Source organism: Pseudomonas sp. StFLB209, from assembly GCF_000829415.1.
Lineage (GTDB): Bacteria > Pseudomonadota > Gammaproteobacteria > Pseudomonadales > Pseudomonadaceae > Aquipseudomonas.
This window is the reverse complement of record NZ_AP014637.1, coordinates 4130368-4150635: the sequence shown is the minus strand read 5'-3', so window position 1 is coordinate 4150635 and position 20268 is coordinate 4130368. Positions and strand designations below refer to the sequence as shown.

23 protein-coding genes and 1 pseudogene are annotated in these 20268 nt (G+C 60.8%); 12 read left to right on the top strand and 12 right to left on the bottom strand.

Going from position 1 to position 20268, the window contains the following annotated elements; genetic code table 11:
• Positions 1-130 precede the first annotated feature (130 nt).
• The 5 genes from PSCI_RS18605 to PSCI_RS18585 all read left to right on the top strand — a co-directional run bounded on the left by PSCI_RS18605 (position 131) and on the right by PSCI_RS18585 (position 3721).
• Positions 131-721: a cysteine hydrolase family protein gene (locus PSCI_RS18605; protein ID WP_045489906.1), complete on the top strand. Its 591-nt coding sequence runs from the start codon at positions 131-133 to the stop codon at positions 719-721.
• Between the two features lie 75 nt (positions 722-796).
• Positions 797-1354, top strand: coding sequence for a Smr/MutS family protein (locus PSCI_RS18600; RefSeq protein WP_045489904.1), 558 nt, complete (start codon positions 797-799; stop codon positions 1352-1354).
• Between the two features lie 437 nt (positions 1355-1791).
• Positions 1792-2337, top strand: coding sequence for a GTP cyclohydrolase I FolE (folE, locus tag PSCI_RS18595; protein ID WP_045489902.1), 546 nt, complete (start codon positions 1792-1794; stop codon positions 2335-2337).
• A gap of 60 nt (positions 2338-2397) precedes the next feature.
• Positions 2398-2769 (top strand): glutathione S-transferase N-terminal domain-containing protein, encoded by a 372-nt coding sequence (locus PSCI_RS18590; RefSeq protein ID WP_045494558.1) that lies wholly within the window; start codon positions 2398-2400, stop codon positions 2767-2769.
• Positions 2770-2971: 202 nt separating this feature from the next.
• A complete protein-coding gene (locus PSCI_RS18585; RefSeq protein WP_052483429.1) occupies positions 2972-3721 on the top strand; it encodes a YkgJ family cysteine cluster protein in 750 nt (249 codons plus the stop codon).
• A gap of 1 nt (position 3722) precedes the next feature.
• On the opposite strand, the gene PSCI_RS18580 is transcribed toward PSCI_RS18585, so the two are convergent.
• The 3 genes from PSCI_RS18580 to PSCI_RS18570 form a co-directional block, all read right to left on the bottom strand.
• Positions 3723-4109 (bottom strand): lysozyme inhibitor LprI family protein, encoded by a 387-nt coding sequence (locus PSCI_RS18580; RefSeq protein WP_045489900.1) that lies wholly within the window; start codon positions 4107-4109, stop codon positions 3723-3725.
• Between the two features lie 238 nt (positions 4110-4347).
• A complete protein-coding gene (locus tag PSCI_RS18575) occupies positions 4348-4950 on the bottom strand; it encodes a glutathione S-transferase family protein (RefSeq protein ID WP_045494553.1) in 603 nt (200 codons plus the stop codon).
• 47 nt (positions 4951-4997) lie between these two features.
• Positions 4998-6167 (bottom strand): aminotransferase-like domain-containing protein, encoded by a 1170-nt coding sequence (locus PSCI_RS18570; protein WP_045489898.1) that lies wholly within the window; start codon positions 6165-6167, stop codon positions 4998-5000.
• Positions 6168-6249: 82 nt separating this feature from the next.
• Between PSCI_RS18570 and PSCI_RS18565 the strand changes: the two genes are divergently transcribed.
• Both PSCI_RS18565 and PSCI_RS18560 read left to right on the top strand, forming a co-directional pair.
• Entirely contained in the window at positions 6250-6708 is a 459-nt protein-coding gene (locus PSCI_RS18565; protein ID WP_045494551.1) for a MarR family winged helix-turn-helix transcriptional regulator, read from the top strand.
• Positions 6709-6822: 114 nt separating this feature from the next.
• Positions 6823-8016 carry a benzoate/H(+) symporter BenE family transporter gene (locus tag PSCI_RS18560; protein ID WP_045489896.1) on the top strand — a complete coding sequence of 398 codons (1194 nt, stop codon included), beginning with the start codon at positions 6823-6825 and terminating at the stop codon, positions 8014-8016.
• A gap of 32 nt (positions 8017-8048) precedes the next feature.
• Here PSCI_RS18560 and PSCI_RS30240 read toward each other — a convergent pair whose 3' ends face one another.
• The 3 genes and pseudogenes from PSCI_RS30240 to PSCI_RS18550 form a co-directional block, all read right to left on the bottom strand.
• Entirely contained in the window at positions 8049-8912 is an 864-nt protein-coding gene (locus PSCI_RS30240) for a methyl-accepting chemotaxis protein (protein ID WP_442965475.1), read from the bottom strand.
• Positions 8907-9134 (bottom strand): annotated as a pseudogene (locus tag PSCI_RS30235) (HAMP domain-containing protein); the annotation flags it as partial. The gene PSCI_RS30240 and the pseudogene PSCI_RS30235, both read right to left, overlap by 6 nt.
• 1058 nt (positions 9135-10192) lie before the next feature.
• Positions 10193-11128 (bottom strand): S66 peptidase family protein, encoded by a 936-nt coding sequence (locus PSCI_RS18550; RefSeq protein WP_045494548.1) that lies wholly within the window; start codon positions 11126-11128, stop codon positions 10193-10195.
• A gap of 162 nt (positions 11129-11290) precedes the next feature.
• On the opposite strand from PSCI_RS18550, the gene PSCI_RS18545 reads away from it, so the two are divergent.
• Positions 11291-12295: an NADP-dependent oxidoreductase gene (locus tag PSCI_RS18545; RefSeq protein ID WP_045489892.1), complete on the top strand. Its 1005-nt coding sequence runs from the start codon at positions 11291-11293 to the stop codon at positions 12293-12295.
• Between the two features lie 3 nt (positions 12296-12298).
• Here PSCI_RS18545 and pyrF read toward each other — a convergent pair whose 3' ends face one another.
• Positions 12299-12997, bottom strand: coding sequence for an orotidine-5'-phosphate decarboxylase (gene pyrF, locus PSCI_RS18540; protein ID WP_162484337.1), 699 nt, complete (start codon positions 12995-12997; stop codon positions 12299-12301).
• 155 nt (positions 12998-13152) lie between these two features.
• On the opposite strand from pyrF, the gene PSCI_RS28700 reads away from it, so the two are divergent.
• Positions 13153-13320 carry a DUF2897 family protein gene (locus PSCI_RS28700; RefSeq protein ID WP_084710019.1) on the top strand — a complete coding sequence of 56 codons (168 nt, stop codon included), beginning with the start codon at positions 13153-13155 and terminating at the stop codon, positions 13318-13320.
• Positions 13321-13369: 49 nt separating this feature from the next.
• Here PSCI_RS28700 and PSCI_RS18535 read toward each other — a convergent pair whose 3' ends face one another.
• Positions 13370-14206, bottom strand: a complete 837-nt coding sequence (locus PSCI_RS18535) for a transporter substrate-binding domain-containing protein (RefSeq protein WP_084710017.1) — start codon at positions 14204-14206, stop codon at positions 13370-13372.
• Positions 14207-14474: 268 nt separating this feature from the next.
• Between PSCI_RS18535 and PSCI_RS18530 the strand changes: the two genes are divergently transcribed.
• Together PSCI_RS18530 and ppnP are read left to right on the top strand one after the other, a co-directional pair.
• Positions 14475-15017 carry an exonuclease domain-containing protein gene (locus tag PSCI_RS18530; protein ID WP_045489888.1) on the top strand — a complete coding sequence of 181 codons (543 nt, stop codon included), beginning with the start codon at positions 14475-14477 and terminating at the stop codon, positions 15015-15017.
• An 81-nt stretch (positions 15018-15098) separates the two neighbouring features.
• Positions 15099-15380: a pyrimidine/purine nucleoside phosphorylase gene (ppnP, locus tag PSCI_RS18525; protein WP_045489886.1), complete on the top strand. Its 282-nt coding sequence runs from the start codon at positions 15099-15101 to the stop codon at positions 15378-15380.
• Between the two features lie 73 nt (positions 15381-15453).
• Here ppnP and PSCI_RS18520 read toward each other — a convergent pair whose 3' ends face one another.
• Entirely contained in the window at positions 15454-17220 is a 1767-nt protein-coding gene (locus PSCI_RS18520) for an ABC transporter transmembrane domain-containing protein (RefSeq protein ID WP_045489884.1), read from the bottom strand.
• Between the two features lie 215 nt (positions 17221-17435).
• Between PSCI_RS18520 and PSCI_RS29535 the strand changes: the two genes are divergently transcribed.
• Positions 17436-17612: a PA1571 family protein gene (locus tag PSCI_RS29535; RefSeq protein WP_045489882.1), complete on the top strand. Its 177-nt coding sequence runs from the start codon at positions 17436-17438 to the stop codon at positions 17610-17612.
• Positions 17613-17665: 53 nt separating this feature from the next.
• Here the strand turns inward: PSCI_RS29535 and pdxB are convergent, their stop codons facing one another.
• From pdxB to rlmM, 3 genes are read right to left on the bottom strand one after another with little or no spacing between them, the layout of a single operon-like run.
• Positions 17666-18817, bottom strand: coding sequence for a 4-phosphoerythronate dehydrogenase PdxB (pdxB, locus tag PSCI_RS18510; RefSeq protein ID WP_045489880.1), 1152 nt, complete (start codon positions 18815-18817; stop codon positions 17666-17668).
• A 48-nt stretch (positions 18818-18865) separates the two neighbouring features.
• Positions 18866-19120 (bottom strand): sulfurtransferase TusA, encoded by a 255-nt coding sequence (tusA, locus tag PSCI_RS18505; RefSeq protein WP_045489878.1) that lies wholly within the window; start codon positions 19118-19120, stop codon positions 18866-18868.
• A 54-nt stretch (positions 19121-19174) separates the two neighbouring features.
• Complete coding sequence (rlmM, locus tag PSCI_RS18500; protein WP_045494544.1) at positions 19175-20239, bottom strand: 23S rRNA (cytidine(2498)-2'-O)-methyltransferase RlmM; 1065 nt, start codon at positions 20237-20239, stop codon at positions 19175-19177.
• Positions 20240-20268: the final 29 nt, after the last annotated feature.

Below are 20268 nucleotides of genomic sequence, written 5' to 3'. Positions count from 1 at the left end.
TTGTCAAGATTCACAGAATGACTCGGGGAGAGGACAATGCGCCAAAAAGGGCACCTCTAAACGTGTTGGCAAGGCCGGCAACGCGGGCAGTTTTTAGAGGCGTCCCCAAGCCCCACTTGAAGGAGCCCCCATGTCTTCTCCCAAGACCATGTTTCAACTCAGCGGCCGGGTTCACGCCCAGGCCAGCCTGAGCAATGCCACGCTGATTATCATCGATGCCCAGAAAGAGTACCTCAGCGGCCCGCTGGCGCTGAGCGGCGTCCATGAGGCACTGACCAACATCGGCCTGCTGGTAGAAAAGGCACGTGCCGCCAAATGCCCGATCGTGCACATCCGCCATCTGGGTACTGTGGGCGGTCTGTTCGACCCGCAAGGCGAGCGTGGCCAACTGGTCCCGGAACTGCTGCCGCTGCCCGGTGAACACGTCGTCGAAAAACGCCTGCCCAATGCCTTCAATGGCACCGGCCTGCATGATCTGCTGCAAAGCCTGGGCCGCCTGGACCTGATCGTGTGCGGTTTCATGAGCCATTCGAGCATCAGTACAACCGTACGTGCCACCAAGGACTACGGCTATCGCTGCACGCTGGTCGACGATGCCTGTGCCACCCGCGACCTGCCGACCCCAGACGGCGTGGTCAGCGCGCATGTCGTGCACCGTACCGAAATGGCGATCATGGCGGACAACTTCGCCACCCTCGCACTGACCAAAGACCTGATTTGACGCTTCCCGGGCTGTTTGCCATGAAACAGCCCGCATCATGGCCCGTTGAACTGGATGGCTTAGGGGAGGCCCTGCATGCAAGACGATGATTTTTCCCTGTTCAAGAACGAGATGCGTGGCGTCAAGCGTATCGAGCAGGCTTATGCCGACACCGGCAAGGCAAAGGCTGACCGCCGCCAGCTCAGTCGTTTGCGCGAGTCGGCCACCGCCAGCCACGAGTCGATCAAGGTCGATGGCCTGTCCGATCAGTTCGTTATTGATGTAGGCCCGGAGGACGTTCTGCACTGGGCCCGTGACGGGGTTCAGGAAGGGCAGATGCGCAAGCTGAAACTGGGCCAGATCAGTTTCGAAGGCAGCCTGGACCTGCATGGCATGAACGTGGAAGTCGCTCGCGAAACCCTCTGGGCGTTTCTTGCCGAAGCCACCAGGCTTGAAATCCGCTGCGTGCGTGTCACCCACGGCAAGGCGGTGCGCCTCGATGGCAAGCGGCCGATGATCAAAAGCCACGTCAACACCTGGCTGCGTCAGCACCCGCAGGTGCTGGGCTTTTGCTCATGCCAGGCACGGCATGGCGGAGCGGGCGCGGTCTATGTGATGTTACGGCGGACCATGCTTGAAGGGCGCGACGAGTAACGTCGCGCCGCAGCCCCCCACATGGCAGACTCAGCGCGGGCCAAAACCTGGCCCACCGCCGCCCGGCCCGCCATGGCCGCCCGGCCCACCCTGATGATGGCCACCACCGCCACCCCCGTGCCCACCCGGCCCCGGCCCCCAGAACGGCCAGCAACCGGATACGGCCGACAAGACGGCAACGACCATCGCAATTTTCACTACTCGACTCAACATGCGTTTCATACTCTCGAATCAGGGTCAGGAATGACCTGCCGCATGAGACTGCATGGCGGGGTAAAAGTAGGTAGCGAACGAGTCGCACGATGGTAAGCAAACGGATACACGGACGTAAGACGAGGACATTGTGCCTGACCGATTTGCACAGCGGCCATACACCTGACCGTCCGGCTCGGGTAATATGTGCGCCCTGATCGCTATCCATACGGAAACACAGCCCCGTGACACTGGAACAGAATTACACCGACATCTTGGGTCAACTGGGTGAAGACGTCACCCGCGAAGGCCTGCTCGATACGCCAAAACGCGCTGCCAAGGCCATGCAGTACCTGTGCCGCGGCTATCAGCAGACCCTCGAAGAAGTCACCAACGATGCGCTGTTCAGCTCCGATGCCAGCGAGATGGTGATGGTCAAGGACATCGAGCTGTATTCGCTGTGCGAACATCACCTGCTGCCGTTCATTGGCAAGGCTCACGTGGCCTATATCCCCAACGGCAAGGTACTGGGCCTGTCCAAGGTCGCACGCATTGTCGACATGTATGCCCGCCGCCTGCAGATCCAGGAAAACCTCAGCCGCCAGATTGCCGAAGCCATCCAGCAGGTCACCGGCGCCCTGGGCGTTGCGGTGGTCATCGAAGCCAAGCACATGTGCATGATGATGCGCGGCGTCGAGAAGCAGAACTCGGCGATGATCACCTCGGTGATGCTCGGTGAATTCCGCGACAACGCCGCCACGCGCAGCGAGTTTCTCAGCCTGATCAAGTAAGCCCCAACCCTGCAGGGCACCTGGTGCCCTGCCCGCTCCGCCACACTCAGAGGTATGCCTGTGATCATCAAAGCCCTGCGGGTTGGTCTTGGCCAACTTATCGTCTTCGGCGACTTCATCACCCGCCCGGCCCGCAAGAAGCGCAGCCCGCAGGCCCAGGCCAGTGTCGAGCAGGCCGCCCGAGAGCTGAGCCTGTATCAGTTCCATGCCTGCCCGTTCTGCGTAAAAACCCGCCGCACCCTGCACCGTCTCAATGTGCCAGTGGCACTGCATGACGCAAAGAACGACCAGACCGCTCGCCAGGCTTTGCTCAACGAAGGTGGCCGGATCAAAGTGCCCTGCCTGCGCATTCAGGAAGGCGAAAAAGTGACCTGGATGTACGAATCCAAAGTCATCATCGACTATCTCAATCAGCGCTTCGGCGCAGTCTGAAGCGCTCAATCCTCCTGCCTTGAATACAGCCCCCTGGCCGTCCTGAACGGCACGGGGGCGGTTGTATTCATTTTGATACAAATGTTAACGGTACGGATACAAATCCGCCGGATAAGCTGCCTGCCTCGATAAATCAGCGGGTCGCGGCGTGTTCATCTAATGCCCAAGCCAAAGCGACCGCTCCGGCAGAAGATCGATTGCGATGTCAGATGATGGCTTGAGGTACAACTGCACGGCCTGTGGCAAATGCTGCCGTGGCAAATACGTGCCACTGACGGTCGATGAGGCGCAGGCCTGGGCAGCGCGCGGCGACAATGTGGTACTCATGACCGAAACCATCAGCGACTCGCTGTGGTCAGGAAGGCCAGGAGAGTACCAGCACCAGACCTTGCGCGCGTTTGCGGCCAGCTTTGGAGATCAGGACGCAGAGGTCATCACCCTGCTGGTAGCCGATATCGTTGCCGGCTGCCCCAATCTGGGCGCCGACAACCTGTGTACCATTTATGAACAGCGCCCATTGGTGTGCCGCATCTATCCGCTGGAGATCAACCCGACCATTCTGCCCTCGCCTGTCGGCAAGGACTGCCCGCCCGAAGCATGGGGCACCGGTAAAATCATCTGGCGCGAGGGCAAGTACACCGACCCTCAAGCGGTCGAGCTGATCGAGCGCTCCCGCCAGCAGGATCGACAGGACGCTGAGCGCAAAAAGCGTCTATGCGAAGCGCTGGGCATTCATAAGGCAGGATGGAAAAACGACGGCATACTGGCCTGGCACATTACCCCAGAACAACTGCTAGAGGCCCTGAGCAGCCTGGACGAGCCAAACCTGCCAAGCGAGCAACCCTGGGCAGTGGTCAGTAACTCAGCCAACCTCAAAGCGCATTTGCTGGCTGCCGGGCTCAATGTCACCGAGCACATCAACTCGGACGCGGTGTTTCATTCAATGCACTGAATCAACGCGGGCACCCCTGCTGGCGACAGGCCGTATAGGCCTGCAACTGCCTGACTCTTGCCTCGGTATGCGCGGCCAGGCAACGGGCTTGCAGCATCGGCCCAAGGGTCCCGGCATCCGCCAACTGGCCCACCTGATACAGACAGTCAGCATCACGAAAGGCGATCCACTGCCGCTGTGCACTGCGCAATTCGAGCTTTTTCCGGGCGTCCTGCAACCAGGCCAGCTGGTTCTTGAACGTCTCGTTCAGTTGCCGGTCAAGCCTTGCCAGCTCAACCGCCGCACAGCGATTCATCGCCGCCTGGTTGTCGTCGCAGTCGTCGGCCCGTGCCTGAACAGCAAACGTCAGCAAAACAATGACCGCCGCGGTCCGGATTACGTCGAGCATGAGCCCTTACTCCCCTGCTGGAAAAAGCCATTGTGTTGTCGACCTTTGCCAGCAGTGGGCCATGAAAAATCATTGCGATTGATTCCGGAGCGAGAGCGGGTATTGCAGAAACTGCGCCACTGCAAGCCCTACTGAAAAGCCCCTCATCAGTAGGTAAAAAATCTTACGCAAAGCGACGCAGTTTCTATTCGTGCGCGTCTAGGTTTCACTCGCTCGGGCAAGGCGATCCAGCGTCGGATCAGTCCAGCATTCCGACATAACCAGGTTGCGCCCGGACCCGCTCGAGCCAGCTCGAAATGGCCGGATACCGCGCCAGATCAAAACCACCCTGGTGCGCGACATGGGTATAAGCGTAGAGGGTGATATCGGCAATAGAAAACTGCTCAGCCACCAGAAACGGCGTACGTTGCAGTTGTTGCTCCATCACGGCGAGCGCACGGTAGCCTTCCTTGAGCTTGCGCCGATGCTCTTCAGCCCGCTCGGCAGGCAGGCCAAGATAAAACTGGATAAACCGCGCCACCGCGACACTGGGCTCGTGACTGTATTGCTCGAAAAACTGCCATTGCAGCACCTGGGTGCGCAAACGCGCATCGCTTGGCAGGTAGGCGCTGCCATCGGCCAGGAAATTGAGAATCGCATTGGACTCCCACAGGCAGGTGCCGTCTTCGAACTCCAGTACCGGAATCTTGCCGTTGGGGTTCTTGTGCAGGAACTCCGGAGTCTGTGTTTCACCCTTGAGGATATCCACCGGCACCCACTGATAAGGCTGGCCCAGCAAGCTGAGCATCAGCTTGAGTTTGTAGCAATTGCCGGAGTTGTAATCGCCATGAATCTTGTACATCAGCCGTTCCCCCATGAAATCAATGCACTTTTGAAGACGATCGACACTTACTTGACCAGCCCCTTGGCCAGAGCTTGACGCACCACGTCAGCCAGACGCCGTAGCCCCTCGTCCAGACGTGACGGGTCAATATGGCTGAAATTCAATCGCAGGTATCCAGGGTTCGCCTGCGGGTCGGCAAAAAACGGCTCACCCGGCATGAAAGCTACATCCTGGGCCAACGCCGCATCCAGCAAGGTGCGAGTGTCCAGCGGCTGCTTCAGGGTGAGCCAGAAGAACAGCCCGCCTTGCGGTGTGTTCCACTCAGCCAGATCAGTGAAATGGGTCTGCAGGGCGGCGTCAAAGGCATCACGGCGCTCGCGGTAAAAATCGCGCAAAACACCCAGATGATCGCGATATTGCTGGGTGCCGATCCATTGCAGCGCCTGCCACTGACCAATGCGGTTGGTGTGCAGATCGGCCGCCTGCTTCAAGCGCAGCAGGTGCGGGAACAGATCAGGACTGGCAATCAGGTAGCCGACCCGCAGGCCGGGCAACAGAGTCTTGGACACAGTACCGGTGTAGATCCAGCTCGACTTGCGCAAGCGCGCCACGATGGGCCGGGCACGGCCATCATCGAAGGTCAGTTCACGATAGGGTTCATCCTCGATCAGGGTCACACCGAACTCATCGAGTAACGCCGCTACCGCCTCGCGACGCTGTTCGCTGTAACGCACGCCGGACGGATTCTGAAACGTCGGAATCAGGTAGGCGAACGCGGGTGCATGCTGTTCGAGCTTCTGGCGCAACGCTGCCAGGTCGGGCCCTTCGGCTTCTACCGGTACGCTAAGGCAGGCAGCACCGAACAACTGAAAGATCTGCAAGGCGGCCAGATAGGTGGGGCCCTCAACGACAATCTCGGTGCCTCGATCGATGTACAGCTTGGCGGCCAGATCCAGAGTCTGCTGCGAGCCGCTGACAACCAGTACCTGGCTGGCCTGACAGTCAAGCCCCAACGCCCGCGCTTCGGCCGCCAGCGCTTCGCGCAACGCCGGCTCGCCCTCACTCATGCCGTATTGACCCAGACCTACCGGCATCTCGGCCCACTGTACGGCCGGCAGCATCGACTCGGCAGGCAGACCACCGGCAAACGACATGACCTCGGGACGCTGGGCAGCGGCAAGGATCTCGCGAATCAAGGAACCTTTGAGGCGTGAAACTCTTTCAGAAAAAGCCATCACTTTCACCTGTAGCCGGGTAGAAGGGAATACGTCAAAATTGTTGACCAAAACTTACGATGCTATTGGCAGATACGTCAACATGCTTGACCTTAAAAACTGCACCAATCAACAAATGGCCATGGAAGCTTTTTTCTTCGGCTATCAGGCGTTCACCGCAAAACCGGATGAAATGCTGGCCAAACGCGGGTTCAGTCGCGTTCACCAGCGCATCCTGTTCTTCATCGCTCGCTACCCGGAACTCAGCGTCAAGGAGCTGCTGACCGTGCTCGGGGTCAGCAAACAGGCACTGAATGTGCCCTTGCGTCAGTTGATTGCCATGAACATGGTGCACACCACCACGCCCGAAACGGACAAACGCAAGCGTCTGCTGGGGCTCAGTGCCGAGGGGCAGAAGTTCGAGGCCGCCCTGCGTCGCGAGCAGGTCAGGCTCTTGCAGCGAGTATTTGCCGAGGTGGGCCTGGAGGCTGTCGAAGGCTGGCTGACCGTCAACCAGGCGCTGGGCAAGACCCAGCATCCAGGTGACGGGCCGCTGGGCTGACGACAGGCGGCCAACTGTACGGGCCAATACGCCTGTCGCTGTATCGCAATACGCTGCCGGGCTTGGGTTTAGGCTGTGCGCCCTGTTACCTGCGCGCTTTAAGGAAATTCCCGCATGTCCGAGACCGCCCTGCAGACTCCTCTGCGTCCATTGGCTGACTCTTCGCTATCTTCGGTAGTCGCCGGCTTCATCGCGATGATGACCGGCTGCACCAGCTCACTGGTGCTGATGTTTCAGGCCGGCCAGGCGGCGGGCCTGACCGGCGGGCAGATTTCTTCATGGCTATGGGCGCTGTTCATGGGCATGGCGGTGTGCAGCATCGGCCTGTCGTTGCGCTATCGAACACCGATTACCGTCGCCTGGTCGACACCGGGTGCGGCGTTATTGGTGACCAGCCTGGGCGGTGTAAGTTACCCGGAAGCTATAGGCGCCTTTATCACCTGCGCGGTGATGGTGACCCTGTGCGGCCTGACCGGCAGTTTCGAGCGGCTGGTCAAGCGCTTGCCCGCCTCGCTGGCCGCTGCGCTGCTGGCCGGCATTCTGTTCAAGATCGGCAGTGATATTTTTGTCGCCGCGCAACACCGCACCGGCCTGGTGCTGGGCATGTTCTTTACCTATCTGCTGGTCAAACGCGTTTCGCCGCGCTACAGCGTACTGGCAGCGTTGCTGGTGGGGATTGCGCTGGCCGCCGCGCTGGGGCTATTGAATTTCAGCGGCTTCGTTCTGGAGCTGGCCGTACCCGTGTGGACCACACCCAGCTTCTCGCTGGCCGCTACCATCAGCATCGGCATTCCGCTATTCGTGGTCGCCATGGCCTCGCAGAATATGCCAGGGATTGCGGTACTGCGCGCCGATGGCTATCACACCCCCGCCTCGCCACTGATCACCACCACAGGCCTGGCCTCGTTGCTGACGGCACCGTTTGGCTGCCACGGCATCAACCTGGCGGCCATCAGCGCAGCCATTTGCACCGGCCCGCATGCCCACGAAGACAAAAGCAAACGCTATACCGCTGCGATCTGGTGCGGGGTGTTCTATGCCATTGCCGGCCTGTATGGCGCGACCCTGGCCGCGCTGTTCGCGGCCTTCCCGAAAGAGCTGGTGCTGTCGATCGCTGCGCTGGCGTTGTTCGGCTCGATCATCAACGGCCTGACCGTGGCCATGAGCGAGCCCAACGAGCGCGAAGCGGCCTTGATCACTTTTATGGTCACTGCTTCAGGCCTGACCCTGTTTTCGGTCGGCTCGGCGTTCTGGGGAATTGTTGCCGGCGGCCTGACCCTGCTGATTCTTAATGTACGCAAGGGCTGAGCAAACGCTACCGCAACGCAACAGCGCCGACGCTACAAACGAAAATGCCCGACCATGCCTTTGAGCTCATTGCCCAGCGCCGCCAACTCTACGCTTGAGGCGGCGTTGCCGCGCATGGCCAGCGCCGATTGATCGGCGCTGCTGCGAATGCTGGTGACGCTGCGGTTGATTTCCTCGGCCACCGAGCTTTGCTGTTCGGCGGCGGCGGCGATCTGCTGATTCATCTGCTGGATGGTCGATACCGCACTGGCAATACTGCTCAATGCACGCTCGGTCTGCTGCGCTTCACCCACCGCGCGCTTGACCAGCTCACCACTGCTCTGGATCTGCTCCACCGAAGCCCGTGCACCGCCACGCAAGCTGGCCACCAGGCTTTCGATTTCCTCGGTGGACTGCTGGGTACGCCGTGCCAACGCCCGCACCTCATCTGCCACCACGGCAAAACCCCGGCCCTGTTCACCGGCCCGCGCGGCCTCGATGGCGGCGTTGAGCGCCAGCAGGTTGGTCTGTTCAGCGACACTTTTGATCACCCCCAGCACCTGATCGATGTTCTGCACTTGCGCGCTGAGGTTTTCGATCCCCTCACAGGCAGACGCCGAAGAGCGTGACAGCGCATCGATACACTGCATGCTCTGACGCACCACAGCCTGGCCACTGCTGACTTTCTCATCAGCGCTCTGCGCGGCCAGCGCGGCCTCTTCGGCATTGCGCGCCACATCATGCACGGTAGCGGTCATCTGGTTCATGGCCGTGGCGACCTGCTCGGTTTCTTCCTTCTGACTGCCGACCTCCAGATTGGTCTGCTCGGTCACTGCTGACAGCTCATGGGCCGAGTGGGCAAGCTTCTCGATGCCCGCCTGCAGGCCACTGACGATCTGGCTCAGGCCGTTACTCATCTGCTGCATGGCCGCCATCAACTGGCCAATTTCATCACGCCGGTCCACCTCAACACGGCCACTGAGGTCTCCGGCAGCGATGCGCTGCGCCTGACCGATCACCAGCCGCAGTGGCGCGACAATCAGCCGGGTGATCAGCCACGAAGCCAGCAGCCCTACCAGCAATGCAGCAATGGAAGAGCCAATGATCAACAGAGTGTCGGCGCGCAGTTGAGCTTGCATTGACTGGTCTTCGGCAGCGTAGGCTTGCCCCACCAGCTCGACCACCTGACGAGCACTCTCGCCCAGTTGTGTCGCCACACCAGCCTGTTTGCCCAGCAGCTCGGTGTACTCCTTGAGCTTTTCGTTGAAATTGGCGATGTGACCGACCACCTCATTGATCACTGCCTGGTAGCCAGGATCGGTGATCGCCGACTTGAGTTCCTCGGCCAGCGCACTGGCCTGCTGCGCTTGTTCGATCGTGCCGGTAGCGGCCTCTTCGCCTGTTCCCGTGCGGCGGTTTTTTTCCAGGCGCACCCTGGCCTCGTCCATGGCGAGCAACATCAGGCGCCCGACCTGGCTGATCTTGCCGGCCTGTTCGATAAATTGCGCGCCATCCTGGCCCTGAGAGTCCTTCAGGGTCCAGGTGCCATCGTCGGTCAGTCCTGACTGCAATAACTCCAGACTGTTGGACACACTGGAGACTGACCAGTTGGCCATTTCCAGTGCCAGGTCTTTGCTTTGGTTGATATCTACATAGGCATCGAACGAACTGCGATAGGCCACCAGGGCTTGTTGCACGCGCTCCACCACCGCAGCATTGCCAGGCATGAGAATCTTGAGGGCCGCAGCACGCTCATCAAGAGCCTGCAACTGCGCATGCAACTGCTCGATGAGCTTCGGATCGCTGCGCAGCGCGTAATCCTGCTCCAGCACACGCACGCCAAGTACCGCCGTATTGAGCGCCGAGGTCTGTTTGAGGCCATCGAAATGCTGAGTGATACGCTGCAGCGACCAGACACCGATACCGGCCACCAAGGCGGTGAGCAGCAACACCAGGCCAAAGCCCAACCCCAACTTCTTGGCCATCCCCAAGTGGGTAAATCCGGTCGACCTCATAGCATCCCATCCCCATATAAGCTCGTCATGCCACGCAAGCCCGCGATATCCGTGCAGATTCGCGCCGGGCGGTCAGCCGCACAAGCAGGGAATGGGTCAGAGGTGGCAATTAGCTATGCGAAGGTCGCTTTCAGGATCAGCAAAGGCCGCCAACGATCGTTGCGGCCCTATGCGGGGGCAGGTCAGGCCACGTTCGCAGACTCGACCAGCAAGGTACCGGCTTCGACGTCCAGCACCGCCCGAGTCCCCAGCGGCACCGCCTGATTGACCTCACCGTGGCCGACCGGCAAACCGCCCAGCACAGCAATGCCCAGGCTGCCAAGACGCTCGAGCAACACATCGGCGGGGCTAATGCTGCCCGCGGCATGCGCCGGCACGCTGAAATCGCCCAAGGCAATGCCGTTGAGCCGCTGCAGCAAACCGCAATTACCCAGATGAGTCAACAACCGGTCCACCCGATACGCGGCCTCACCCACATCTTCCAATAGCAGAATTGCACCGTCCATATCCGGCATGAACGGTGTACCGATACAGGTGCTGAGCATGCTCAGGTTACCGCCCAGCAAGGTGCCGGTCGCCCGACCGCGGGTGCGTACGCTGCCAGTGCCTGCATTGGGATCAGCCTGCAGCAAAACCGGTTCGGTGCTCATCAACGCATGGCGCAGACCGCTGGCCATCAGGGGATTGTGACCAAGCTGGTTGGCCACCGGCCCGTGCACACTGGCCAGCCGCGCTTGCGCCCAGAGCAGCCCATGCACTGCCGTGATGTCGGAGAAACCACTGAGCAACTTGGGGTCACGGCGCACCGCCTCAAGGTCAACCTCATTGAGAATTCGTTGCACGCCATAGCCGCCACGATTGCAGATCACTGCACGAATGTGCGGGTCGCCAAGCGCGTGATTGAGGTCGCTGATGCGCTGCGCGTCGGTGCCGGCATAGAACGAATGGCGCTCGTAAGCATGGGGGTAGATGCGGGGCCGTAGCCCCCAGCTTTCGAGTACCCGTGCGGCGGCCTCGATCTTCTCGGCGGCCACAGGCCCTGAAGGCGAAACCAGCGCCACCGCATCGCCCGGACGCAGAACCTTGGGGTGAACGGTAGGCAGCGTCAGGCTAGACATCAAGACATTCCAGGCAGTTGGCAAACCTGCAATGTAGAGCAGCCACGCCTGCGACTCAAGCGTGGTGATTGCGCCAGAACGCAGCACAGCAGCTCTTGGCATTTGCTCGCAGGCGCATCAGCGACTTCAATGAATTTTCACTCTGTCGACCGAGCAACCACCATGACCCAGCCGACCAACCGCCGCTTTGTACTTGCCAAACGCCCTGTCGGCCCGGTAACCCGGGACGACTTCCACTTCGAGCAGGCTCCGCTTGCAGAGCTTGAAGAAGGCCAGATCCTGGTGCGTAACCACTACCTGTCACTGGACCCGGCCATGCGCGGCTGGATGAACGAGGGCAAGTCCTATATCGAGCCTGTGGGCCTGGGCGAGGTAATGCGCGCGCTGGGCGTCGGTGAGGTGCTGGCCTCGCAACACCCGCGCTTTGCGGTGGGCGATCATGTGCAAGGGGCACTGGGCGTACAAGACTACTTTCTCGGGGCGCCCAAAGGCTTCTACAGCATCGACCCGCAATTGGCGCCCCTGCCGCGCTACCTTTCGGCACTGGGCATGACCGGCATGACCGCGTACTTCGCCTTGCTGGAGGTCGGACAGCCACAAACGGGCGAGACCGTGGTGATCTCCGGTGCGGCCGGTGCGGTGGGCAGCATTGCCGGGCAGATCGCCAAAATCAAAGGCTGCCGGGTCGTGGGCATCGCTGGCGGCGCTGAAAAATGCGCCTGGCTGGTCGACGAACTGGGCTTCGACGCAGCCATCGACTACAAAAACGAAGACGTCCCGGCAGCCCTGAAACGCGAGTGCCCCAACGATGTGAACGTGTTTTTCGATAATGTCGGCGGCGAGATTCTCGATCACGTGCTGGCGCGTCTGGCGCCCAAGGCCCGAGTGGTGATCTGCGGCGCTATCAGCCAGTACAACAACACCACGGCGATCAAAGGCCCGGCCAACTACCTGTCGCTGCTGGTCAACCGCGCGCGCATGGAGGGCTTCGTGGTACTGGACTACGCGGCACGCTATGCCGAAGCCAGCCGGGAGATGGCCGGCTGGATGGCCGAGGGCCGCCTGAGCAGCCGCGAGGATGTGGTCGAAGGACTGGAAAACTTTCCCGACACCCTGCTCAAGCTGTTCAGCGGCGAGAACTTCGGCAAACTGGTGCTGAAGATCTGAACCTCAAGCCAGCTCTGCAACCACTGCGGCCAGTGCCTGGGCCGGGTCGGCGGCCTGACTGATCGGACGGCCGATTACCAGGTAATCGGAACCGGCTTGCAGCGCCTGGCGCGGGGTCAGGATGCGGCGTTGATCGTCCTGGGCGCTGCCGGCCGGGCGAATGCCGGGGGTCACCAGTTGCAGCGCCGGATGCACCGCCTTGAGTGCGCGGGCCTCCTGGGCCGAACACACCAGACCATCCATGCCAGCCTTTTCGGCCAGGGCTGCCAGGCGCAGAACCTGCTCCTGCGGATCGATATCCAGACCGATACCGGCCAGGTCTTCACGCTCCATACTGGTCAGTACGGTCACCCCGATCAGCAACGGCTGCGGGCCACTGCGCTGGTCAAGGACATCGCGGCAAGCCTGCATCATGCGCAAACCACCGGAACAGTGTACGTTGACCATCCATACGCCCATTTCTGCTGCGGCCTTGACCGCCATGGCGGTGGTGTTAGGGATGTCGTGGAATTTCAGGTCGAGAAATACTTCGAAGCCACGCTCGCACAGGCTGGCGACGATGCCCGATGCGCTGCTGGTGAACAGTTCTTTGCCGACTTTGACCCGGCATAGCTTAGGATCGAGCTGATCGGCGAGGCGCAGCGCCGCTTCACGGGTCGGGAAATCCAGGGCAACAATGACAGGGGACTGGCAAACGGACATGAGCGGGTTCTCAGGTAAGTCGAAATCGGCGCGCATTGTAGCCGATCCGCTCGCCCCACGGGGCATTGGCTGCACGACCGGCGCAAGGGTTAACGCACTGGAACCAATAGCCTCAGCAACATCTCAAACGAGTATCAGCAAAAGGAGTGCACGCTATGCCCTGGTATGCCTGGTTGATCCTGATCATCGCGATCGGTTCTATTGTCGGCGGATTGCTATTGTTGCGTGACACTGCGCACAAACTGCCCCTGACCGAAGAGCAGCTCAAGCGCGTCCATGAACGCAATGCCGAAATGGATGCCAAGGAAGCCAAAGACCGCTAACCCAATACTGTTGTTAGACCGCTGGGAGCAGCCCGACAACTCACAGTATCTACTGCAAATGTGCCGCCGCGTTCGCTGACAGGCCCAGCGGGGCTTTCGAACGGGCGGCACTGACCTGCCGAATGTCATAGGGGCTGAAAATCTGCTTCATCTGTCCGCTGTCATGCAACAGGCGCAGCAGTCGGGTCAGTTCGGCACCACTGATAGGGCTGCCGGGCTGTATCAGTGCATAGTGACGATAGACTTGATCCACGCGCTCTGAAATCAGTAATTCATCGGCATTCACCACCCCACGCAGTGCCGCGTCACGCAAAAACGACCGGGTCATCGGGGCAATATCCACCCGCCCCCGGTTGAGCATCAACAGGTTGCTCTCATGCGAGTAGGTCAGTGTCACCTTGAAATGGGCCGTCAGGTAATCGGGGCTGGCATTAAACTGGGCAAACGCATAGTGATAGCCGTTGAACAGCACCAGATGCTTGCCAGATAGCTCATTAAAGTAGTCCTGCCCACGCCCCGGCACCTGGCGCGCGACGAACACTTCTTCGTCTTCCAGGCCCAGGTCCACCGCGGTATGTGCAATGTCGCGCCAGCCCCATTGCGGGTTCTCAAATATCGCCAGGTCCACGCGCCCTTGGGCAAAGTCGCGAAAGCGACGGGTGACCGAGGTCGGGACCATCACAAAATTGTACGTGGACTGGCTACGGTTGAGGCTGGCCAGCAGTTGCGGGAGCAACCCTTGCTGATCGCTTTTCTCGGGGCGCACGACATAGGGCGGAAAATGCGCAGCGCCGACCCTGACCAACTGAGCAGCGCCAGCATGATCTGCGGCTGTCAGCAAGACTCCTGCTGCCAGGAATATCAACGGGCGAGATAAGGTCATCATGGAACGCGTACAGTGACAAATTGCCACACGCTATGCGGTTTTATCCGTTTACACAACAAGGTCATGTACAACCAGCACGCTCCTGACGCTTCGCCTATGCTGCCCGACGCATCAATGCCCCGGCATAATTCAGACCAATGATCGTCCAGCCAGGCACATTTAATGGTGTTCGCGGTCGATGTAGAACCTCCTTGCGCATACCGGGGCGAACATGACTACGCTGGAGGCTGTTGTCTGTATATCGAAACCGTTGGATGGGAGCTAGAGCATGCCGCATTGGCTGGTGATTGACCTGGAGGCCACCACCGAGGAAGGCGGTTGGCCGGTCGCGGAAATGGAGATCATCGAAATCGGTGCCACCCTGGTGAATCAGTATGGGCGGGAGCTGGACCACTTCGAACGGTTTGTGCGTCCGGCGCGCCGACCGCTGCTGACCCACTTCTGCCGCGAGCTGACGCATATCAGCCAGCACGATATCGACAGCGCCGAGCCGCTGGAGAGTGTCTGGCCGCAGTTCGAACGCTGGCTGAGCCATCATCAGGCGCGGGTGGTGGGCTGGGCCAGTTGGGGTGATTACGATCATCGCCAGTTGCAACAGGAATGGCGCAGCCATCAACTCGATAGCGCCTTGCACGAATTACCCTACGTCAATCTGAAAGACCGTTTTGCCCAGGCCCGCCAGCTGCAGCGCCCGGTCGGGCTCAATAACGCCCTGCAACTGGCCGGCATGCACTTCAGCGGCCAGCAACACCGGGCCTTGGTCGATGCACGCAATACTGCGCGTCTTCTGCCCTTGATACTGCCCAACTGACGCCCGCCTGATAAGAGTGACGCAGGCAAACGGCTTGGGCATACTGAGCGGCCATTTTTCAGCCTTTTCCAAGGATTCACCATGTTCAAGGTCAACGAGTATTTCGACGGCACCGTCAAGTCCATTGCATTCGCTCAGGCTGAAGGTCCGGCTACCATTGGCGTGATGGCCAAGGGCGAATATGAGTTCGGTACCGCACAGGCCGAAATCATGCACGTCATCTCTGGCGAGCTGATCGTCAAGCTGCCGGGTAGCGAACAGTGGCAGACCTTTGCCTCGGGCAGCCTGTTCAACGTACCGGCCAACAGCAAGTTCCAGTTGAAGGTCAGCGTCGACACCGCTTACCTGTGTGAATACCGCTGATTGAATGCCGCTCAGGACCGGTCAGGCTGCTTGACGGCTCATGCGGCTCGCGCCCGGCCGGTCCTGCCCCCAACTACCCCTCCACATTGAATTGCAACGACGCCAGCCGTGCATACAGCGGGTTGCTGGCGATCAGTTCGCGGTGCGTGCCTACCGCGACCAACTGCCCCTGATCCAGCACCGCGATGCGGTCGGCGCTTTGTACGGTCGACAGGCGGTGGGCGATGACCAGCGTAGTACGGCCCTGCATCAGGCCGGGCAGAGCCTGCTGAATCAAGTGTTCGCTTTGCGCATCCAGGGCACTGGTGGCTTCGTCGAGCAGCAGGATTGGCGCATCGACCAGCAGCGCACGGGCAATCGCCAGACGTTGCCGCTGCCCGCCTGACAGTCCCAAACCGCCTTCACCCAAGTGGGTACGATAGCCCTCCGGCATCTGCTGGATAAACTCATGGGCGTGGGCCATTCGCGCTGCAGCTTCAACCTGCTCGTCCGTAGCCTCGGGGCGACCATATCGAATGTTGTCTGCAACACTACCAAAAAACAGTGCCGGAGTTTGCGCGACGATGGCAAAGCTGCGGCGCAGCTCGTGCAAATTCAGTTGCCGCACAGGCACGCCTTCGATACGGATTTCACCCTGCTGCGGGTCGTAGAAGCGCAACAGCAGATCGAACAGCGTCGACTTGCCAGCCCCGGAGGGACCAACCAGCGCCAGCGTTTCTCCGGCCTCGATCTCCAGGCTCAGGCCCTTGAGCACTGGATGCTCGGGCCGCGACGGATAGCTGAAGCCGACATTGTCCAACGCCAGGCGACCGCTGACCCGCCCCGGCAAGGCCTGCACCTGGGGGGCGGGGGCAACAATTTCACTGCGTGCCTGCAATAGCTCGGCAATCCGTTGCGCGGCCCCGGCAGCACGTTGCAACTCGCCAATCACTTCACTGATCGTTCCAAATGAGGTGCCGACCACCAAGGCATAGAACACAAAGGCGGCCAGCTCACCGTGGGTAATGCGCCCTTCTATGACGTCCATGCCGCCAACCCGGAGCATGACCGCCACCGCGCCCAACACCAGCACGATCACCAGCGTAATCAGCCAGGCTCGTTGCAGGATGTGCCGACGCGCGATATCGAACGCCTGCTCCACCGTCCCGCTGAAGCGCTGCCGGTCCTGGGCCTGATGGTTGTAGGCCTGCACGGTCTTGATCTGACCCAGCGTCTCGGCCACGTAGCTGCCGACATCCGCGACCCGATCCTGATTGAGCCGTGACAGGCGCCGAACCCGCCGGCCGAAAATCAGGATTGGCGCCAACACCAAGGGCAGGGAAACCACCACGATACTGGTCAAGCGCGGGTTGGTGACGAACAGCAACACAATGCCGCCAATGACCATCAAGGCGCTGCGCAAAAACATTGACAGCGATGAACCGACCACAGACTGCAGCAAGGCAGTATCGGCGGTCAGCCGCGACTGTATCTCCGAGCCGCGATTGTGCTCGTAAAACCCCGGATGCAGGTCGATCAGGTGCTCGAACACCGCCTTGCGCACATCGGCGACCACCCGCTCGCCGATCCACGAGACCAGATAAAAACGCACGAACGTACCGACCGCCAGCCCCAGCGTCAGCAGCAAAAACAAACCAATGGACTGGTTCAGCAGTTCGGTCGAGCGGGTCATGAAGCCCTGATCGACCAGCAAACGGATGCCCTGCCCCATCGACAGGGTAATCCCTGCCGTGACCAGCAGTGCCAATAGCGCCGCCCCAACCCGCCAGCGATAAGGAGAAATAAAGCGCCACACCAGGCTCAGGGACTGAGCCGGATTACCGCGTAACACTGAAACCATGAACTTTGGCCACCTGTTAGGCTCACACAATAGGCGCAGGCTACACACCTTGTGACGGCGAGTCTGCCCGCAAGCGCTGTGTTCGCCGGTCACTGACTGGAGATTTACGCAAACCTCTGCTGCAATCAGGCATCGGCCCAACGGTGGGCGGATGTCATGGCGCAGTCACAGAGCATGGCTAGTTTGAACGGCTACACCTGATAAGGAGAAGGATCATGAGCTTGCAAGACAACAGCAACCAGGTCGAAGTCATTCGTTCCACTCCGAGCCTGCCGGTCGGCGGGGCAGTATTGGATGAGCACGGCAAAGAAGTGCTGATTACCGAAGCGATGGTGCAGCAGGCCTGTCAGGAATGCGACAAGCACTGGATCACTCCTGACAAACAGGAATAACCACCGCTCAAAAAAAGCCCGACTTTTCAGTCGGGCTTTTTTTTGCCTGCTTGTCAGAGCACCGTGGCACCCAGTGCCTTGACCATCTGCTGCAACAGCTGAGCATGAGCGCCCTGCCCTTGCAGCCGGACCTGCAACGCATCGATCTCACGGCGCGGCGGGTAGTGTTTGCGCAGCGCATCGAATGCCAGGCGCTGGCTATCGGTGCCGCCTTCCAGAGTGCGCCGAAAATCCGCATCGTCGCGGCGCGGGTCATAAACCCCCCGGCACAGCATGGCCAGCGCCCAGGCCGGGTCCGTTTCGGCATCCAGACCAACCTGGGCCAGCCATGGGCGGGGCAGCAGGTCTTGCAGTTCAATGCTGGCCGGCTGACCGAGAAACGCGCACAGCGCCTGATAGATCTGTGCGGTGCCGCGCTGCCGGCCATCAAGGCTGTAACCGGCGATGTGTGGGGTCGCCAGTGTACACAGCTCGGCCAGCGCAACATGCACCTGCGGCTCACCTTCCCAGACATCCAGCACCGCCTGCAGGTCATCGCGGGCAAGCAGCACATCGTGCAGCGCCTGGTTATCCACCACCGCACCGCGACTGGCATTGATCAGCCAGGCGCCTGGACGCAGGTTTTGCAAGCGCTGGCGGTCGAACAGGTGCCAGCTCGGATGGTCCCCGCCACGCTCCAGCGGGGTATGCACGCTGATGACGTCGCACCGGCGGATGATCTCTTCAAGACTGACAAAGTCGCCACCTTCGGCCTTTTGCCGAGGCGGGTCACACACCAGCACGTTCCAGCCAAGGCCACGCAGGACGCTGACCAGCCGCCCGCCCACCTGGCCGGCGCCGACCACGCCGTAGGTGCGGCCGGGCAACTCGACGCCTTCGATTTCCGCCAGGGTCAGCAGGCTGCCCAGCACATAGTCCACCACGCCACGGGCATTGCAGCCCGGCGCGCTGGACCACTGAATGCCGGCCTCGGCAAAGTAACCAAGCTCCAGGTGATCAGTGCCGATCGTGCAGGTGCCGACAAATCGCACCGGGCTGCCTTCAAGCAAGGCGCGGTCGACCTGGGTGACCGAACGCACCAGCAGGATATCGGCATCCGCCACCGCCGCACGGTCGATGGCCCGGCCGGGCAGGCGGCGAATGCTGCCAAGCCCGGCGAAGAAGGCGTCAAGCAGCGGGATATTTTCGTCAGCAACGATCTGCATGGGATGCTCCGCAATCGGGAATAAAATGATAAGCCGCCGTTATGACCGTCAATCGGCTTTCTTGCGGATCCAGTACAGGTAAGTGCTGCCAGCCACCTGCTGCTCGATCAGTTCGTGGCCCAGAAACACACAAAACTTGGGAATGTCACGCTGGGTCGAGGGGTCGGTGGCGATCACCTTGAGCAAACCGCCGGCAGCCAGGTCACGGACCTTCTGGTGCAGCATCATTACCGGCTCGGGACAATTGAGGCCGCTCGCGTCCAGGGTGGCGTCGGCAGCAAGGTTTTCAACGGGTTCAGACATGGATGACTCCACAAACGAGCAAATAGTGTCGGGATGCTTCAGCTATCGGATCGCTCAAGAGCGAACCAGATCCAGCCGACGCAAATGGCAGGTCACTTCCTCACGGTCGTGATACAGCTGCTTGCAGCCGATCGAAACCCTCACCCCGCGCGCCTTGAAACCCTCTTCAATGCGATCGAGCAGGCGCCGCACCTCAGCGTAGCGCTGTTTCATCGGCAACTTGAGGTTGACCACCGCTTCACGGCACAACCCCTCGCCCAGCCAGGTTTCCAGCAGCGCAGCGCTGCGCGCCGGCTTTTCAACGATATCGCAGACCATCCAGTCAACAGTCTGGCGCGGCTTCCAGGTAAAACCGTCGGTCATCAGGTGCTGCACCAGGCCGGTGTCCATCAGGCTTTCGGCCATCGGGCCGTTGTCGATGGCGGTGACCAGCATGCCGCGACGCACCAGTTGATAGGTCCAGCCACCGGGTGCTGCGCCCAGGTCGACACCGGTCATGTCATCAGACAGCCGCTGCTCCCATTGGTCGCGCGGGATGAAGTGGTGCCAGGCCTCTTCGAGCTTGAGGGTCGAACGGCTGGGCGCCTCGCGGGGAAACTTCAGGCGCGGGATGCCCATCGGCCACATGGCGCTGTTAGCGGCCTCAGCCAGCCCCAGAAACACCTCGCGACCACTCTTGAACGTCAGCAGCAGGCGCGGCAGGCTGGCGTCGTCGCGCAGCTTGCCAGCCTTGCTCAAGGCTTTGCGCAGCGGCACTTCGAACTTGCGGCAGAAGGTCGACAGCTCTTTACCGTCATTGGTGTCCAGCACCTCCAGCCACAGGCTGCCGCACACCGGCCACTCCTGCAGATGCTCCAGCAGCACGCTGATGCGGTCGGTCTCCGGTAACTCGACAAACGCCCCCCGCGCCCACTGACGCGGGAAGATCAGCCGGTCAAAGCGCTGGCCTTGCATCAGCCTTGCAGCGCCGTCGGGCTCCAGGCAAATGAACTGCGCGCAAGCACTGTCAGGTTTGGCCTTGGCGTAACCGGCCACATTCAAGCGGGCTGCGACATCGGATATCTCCGAACAGACTTCGCCCTCGAAACCCGGCCGGCAATGCATAAACAGCGTATTCACGGGCAACTCCCAGCCTGCGCAATCAAAGC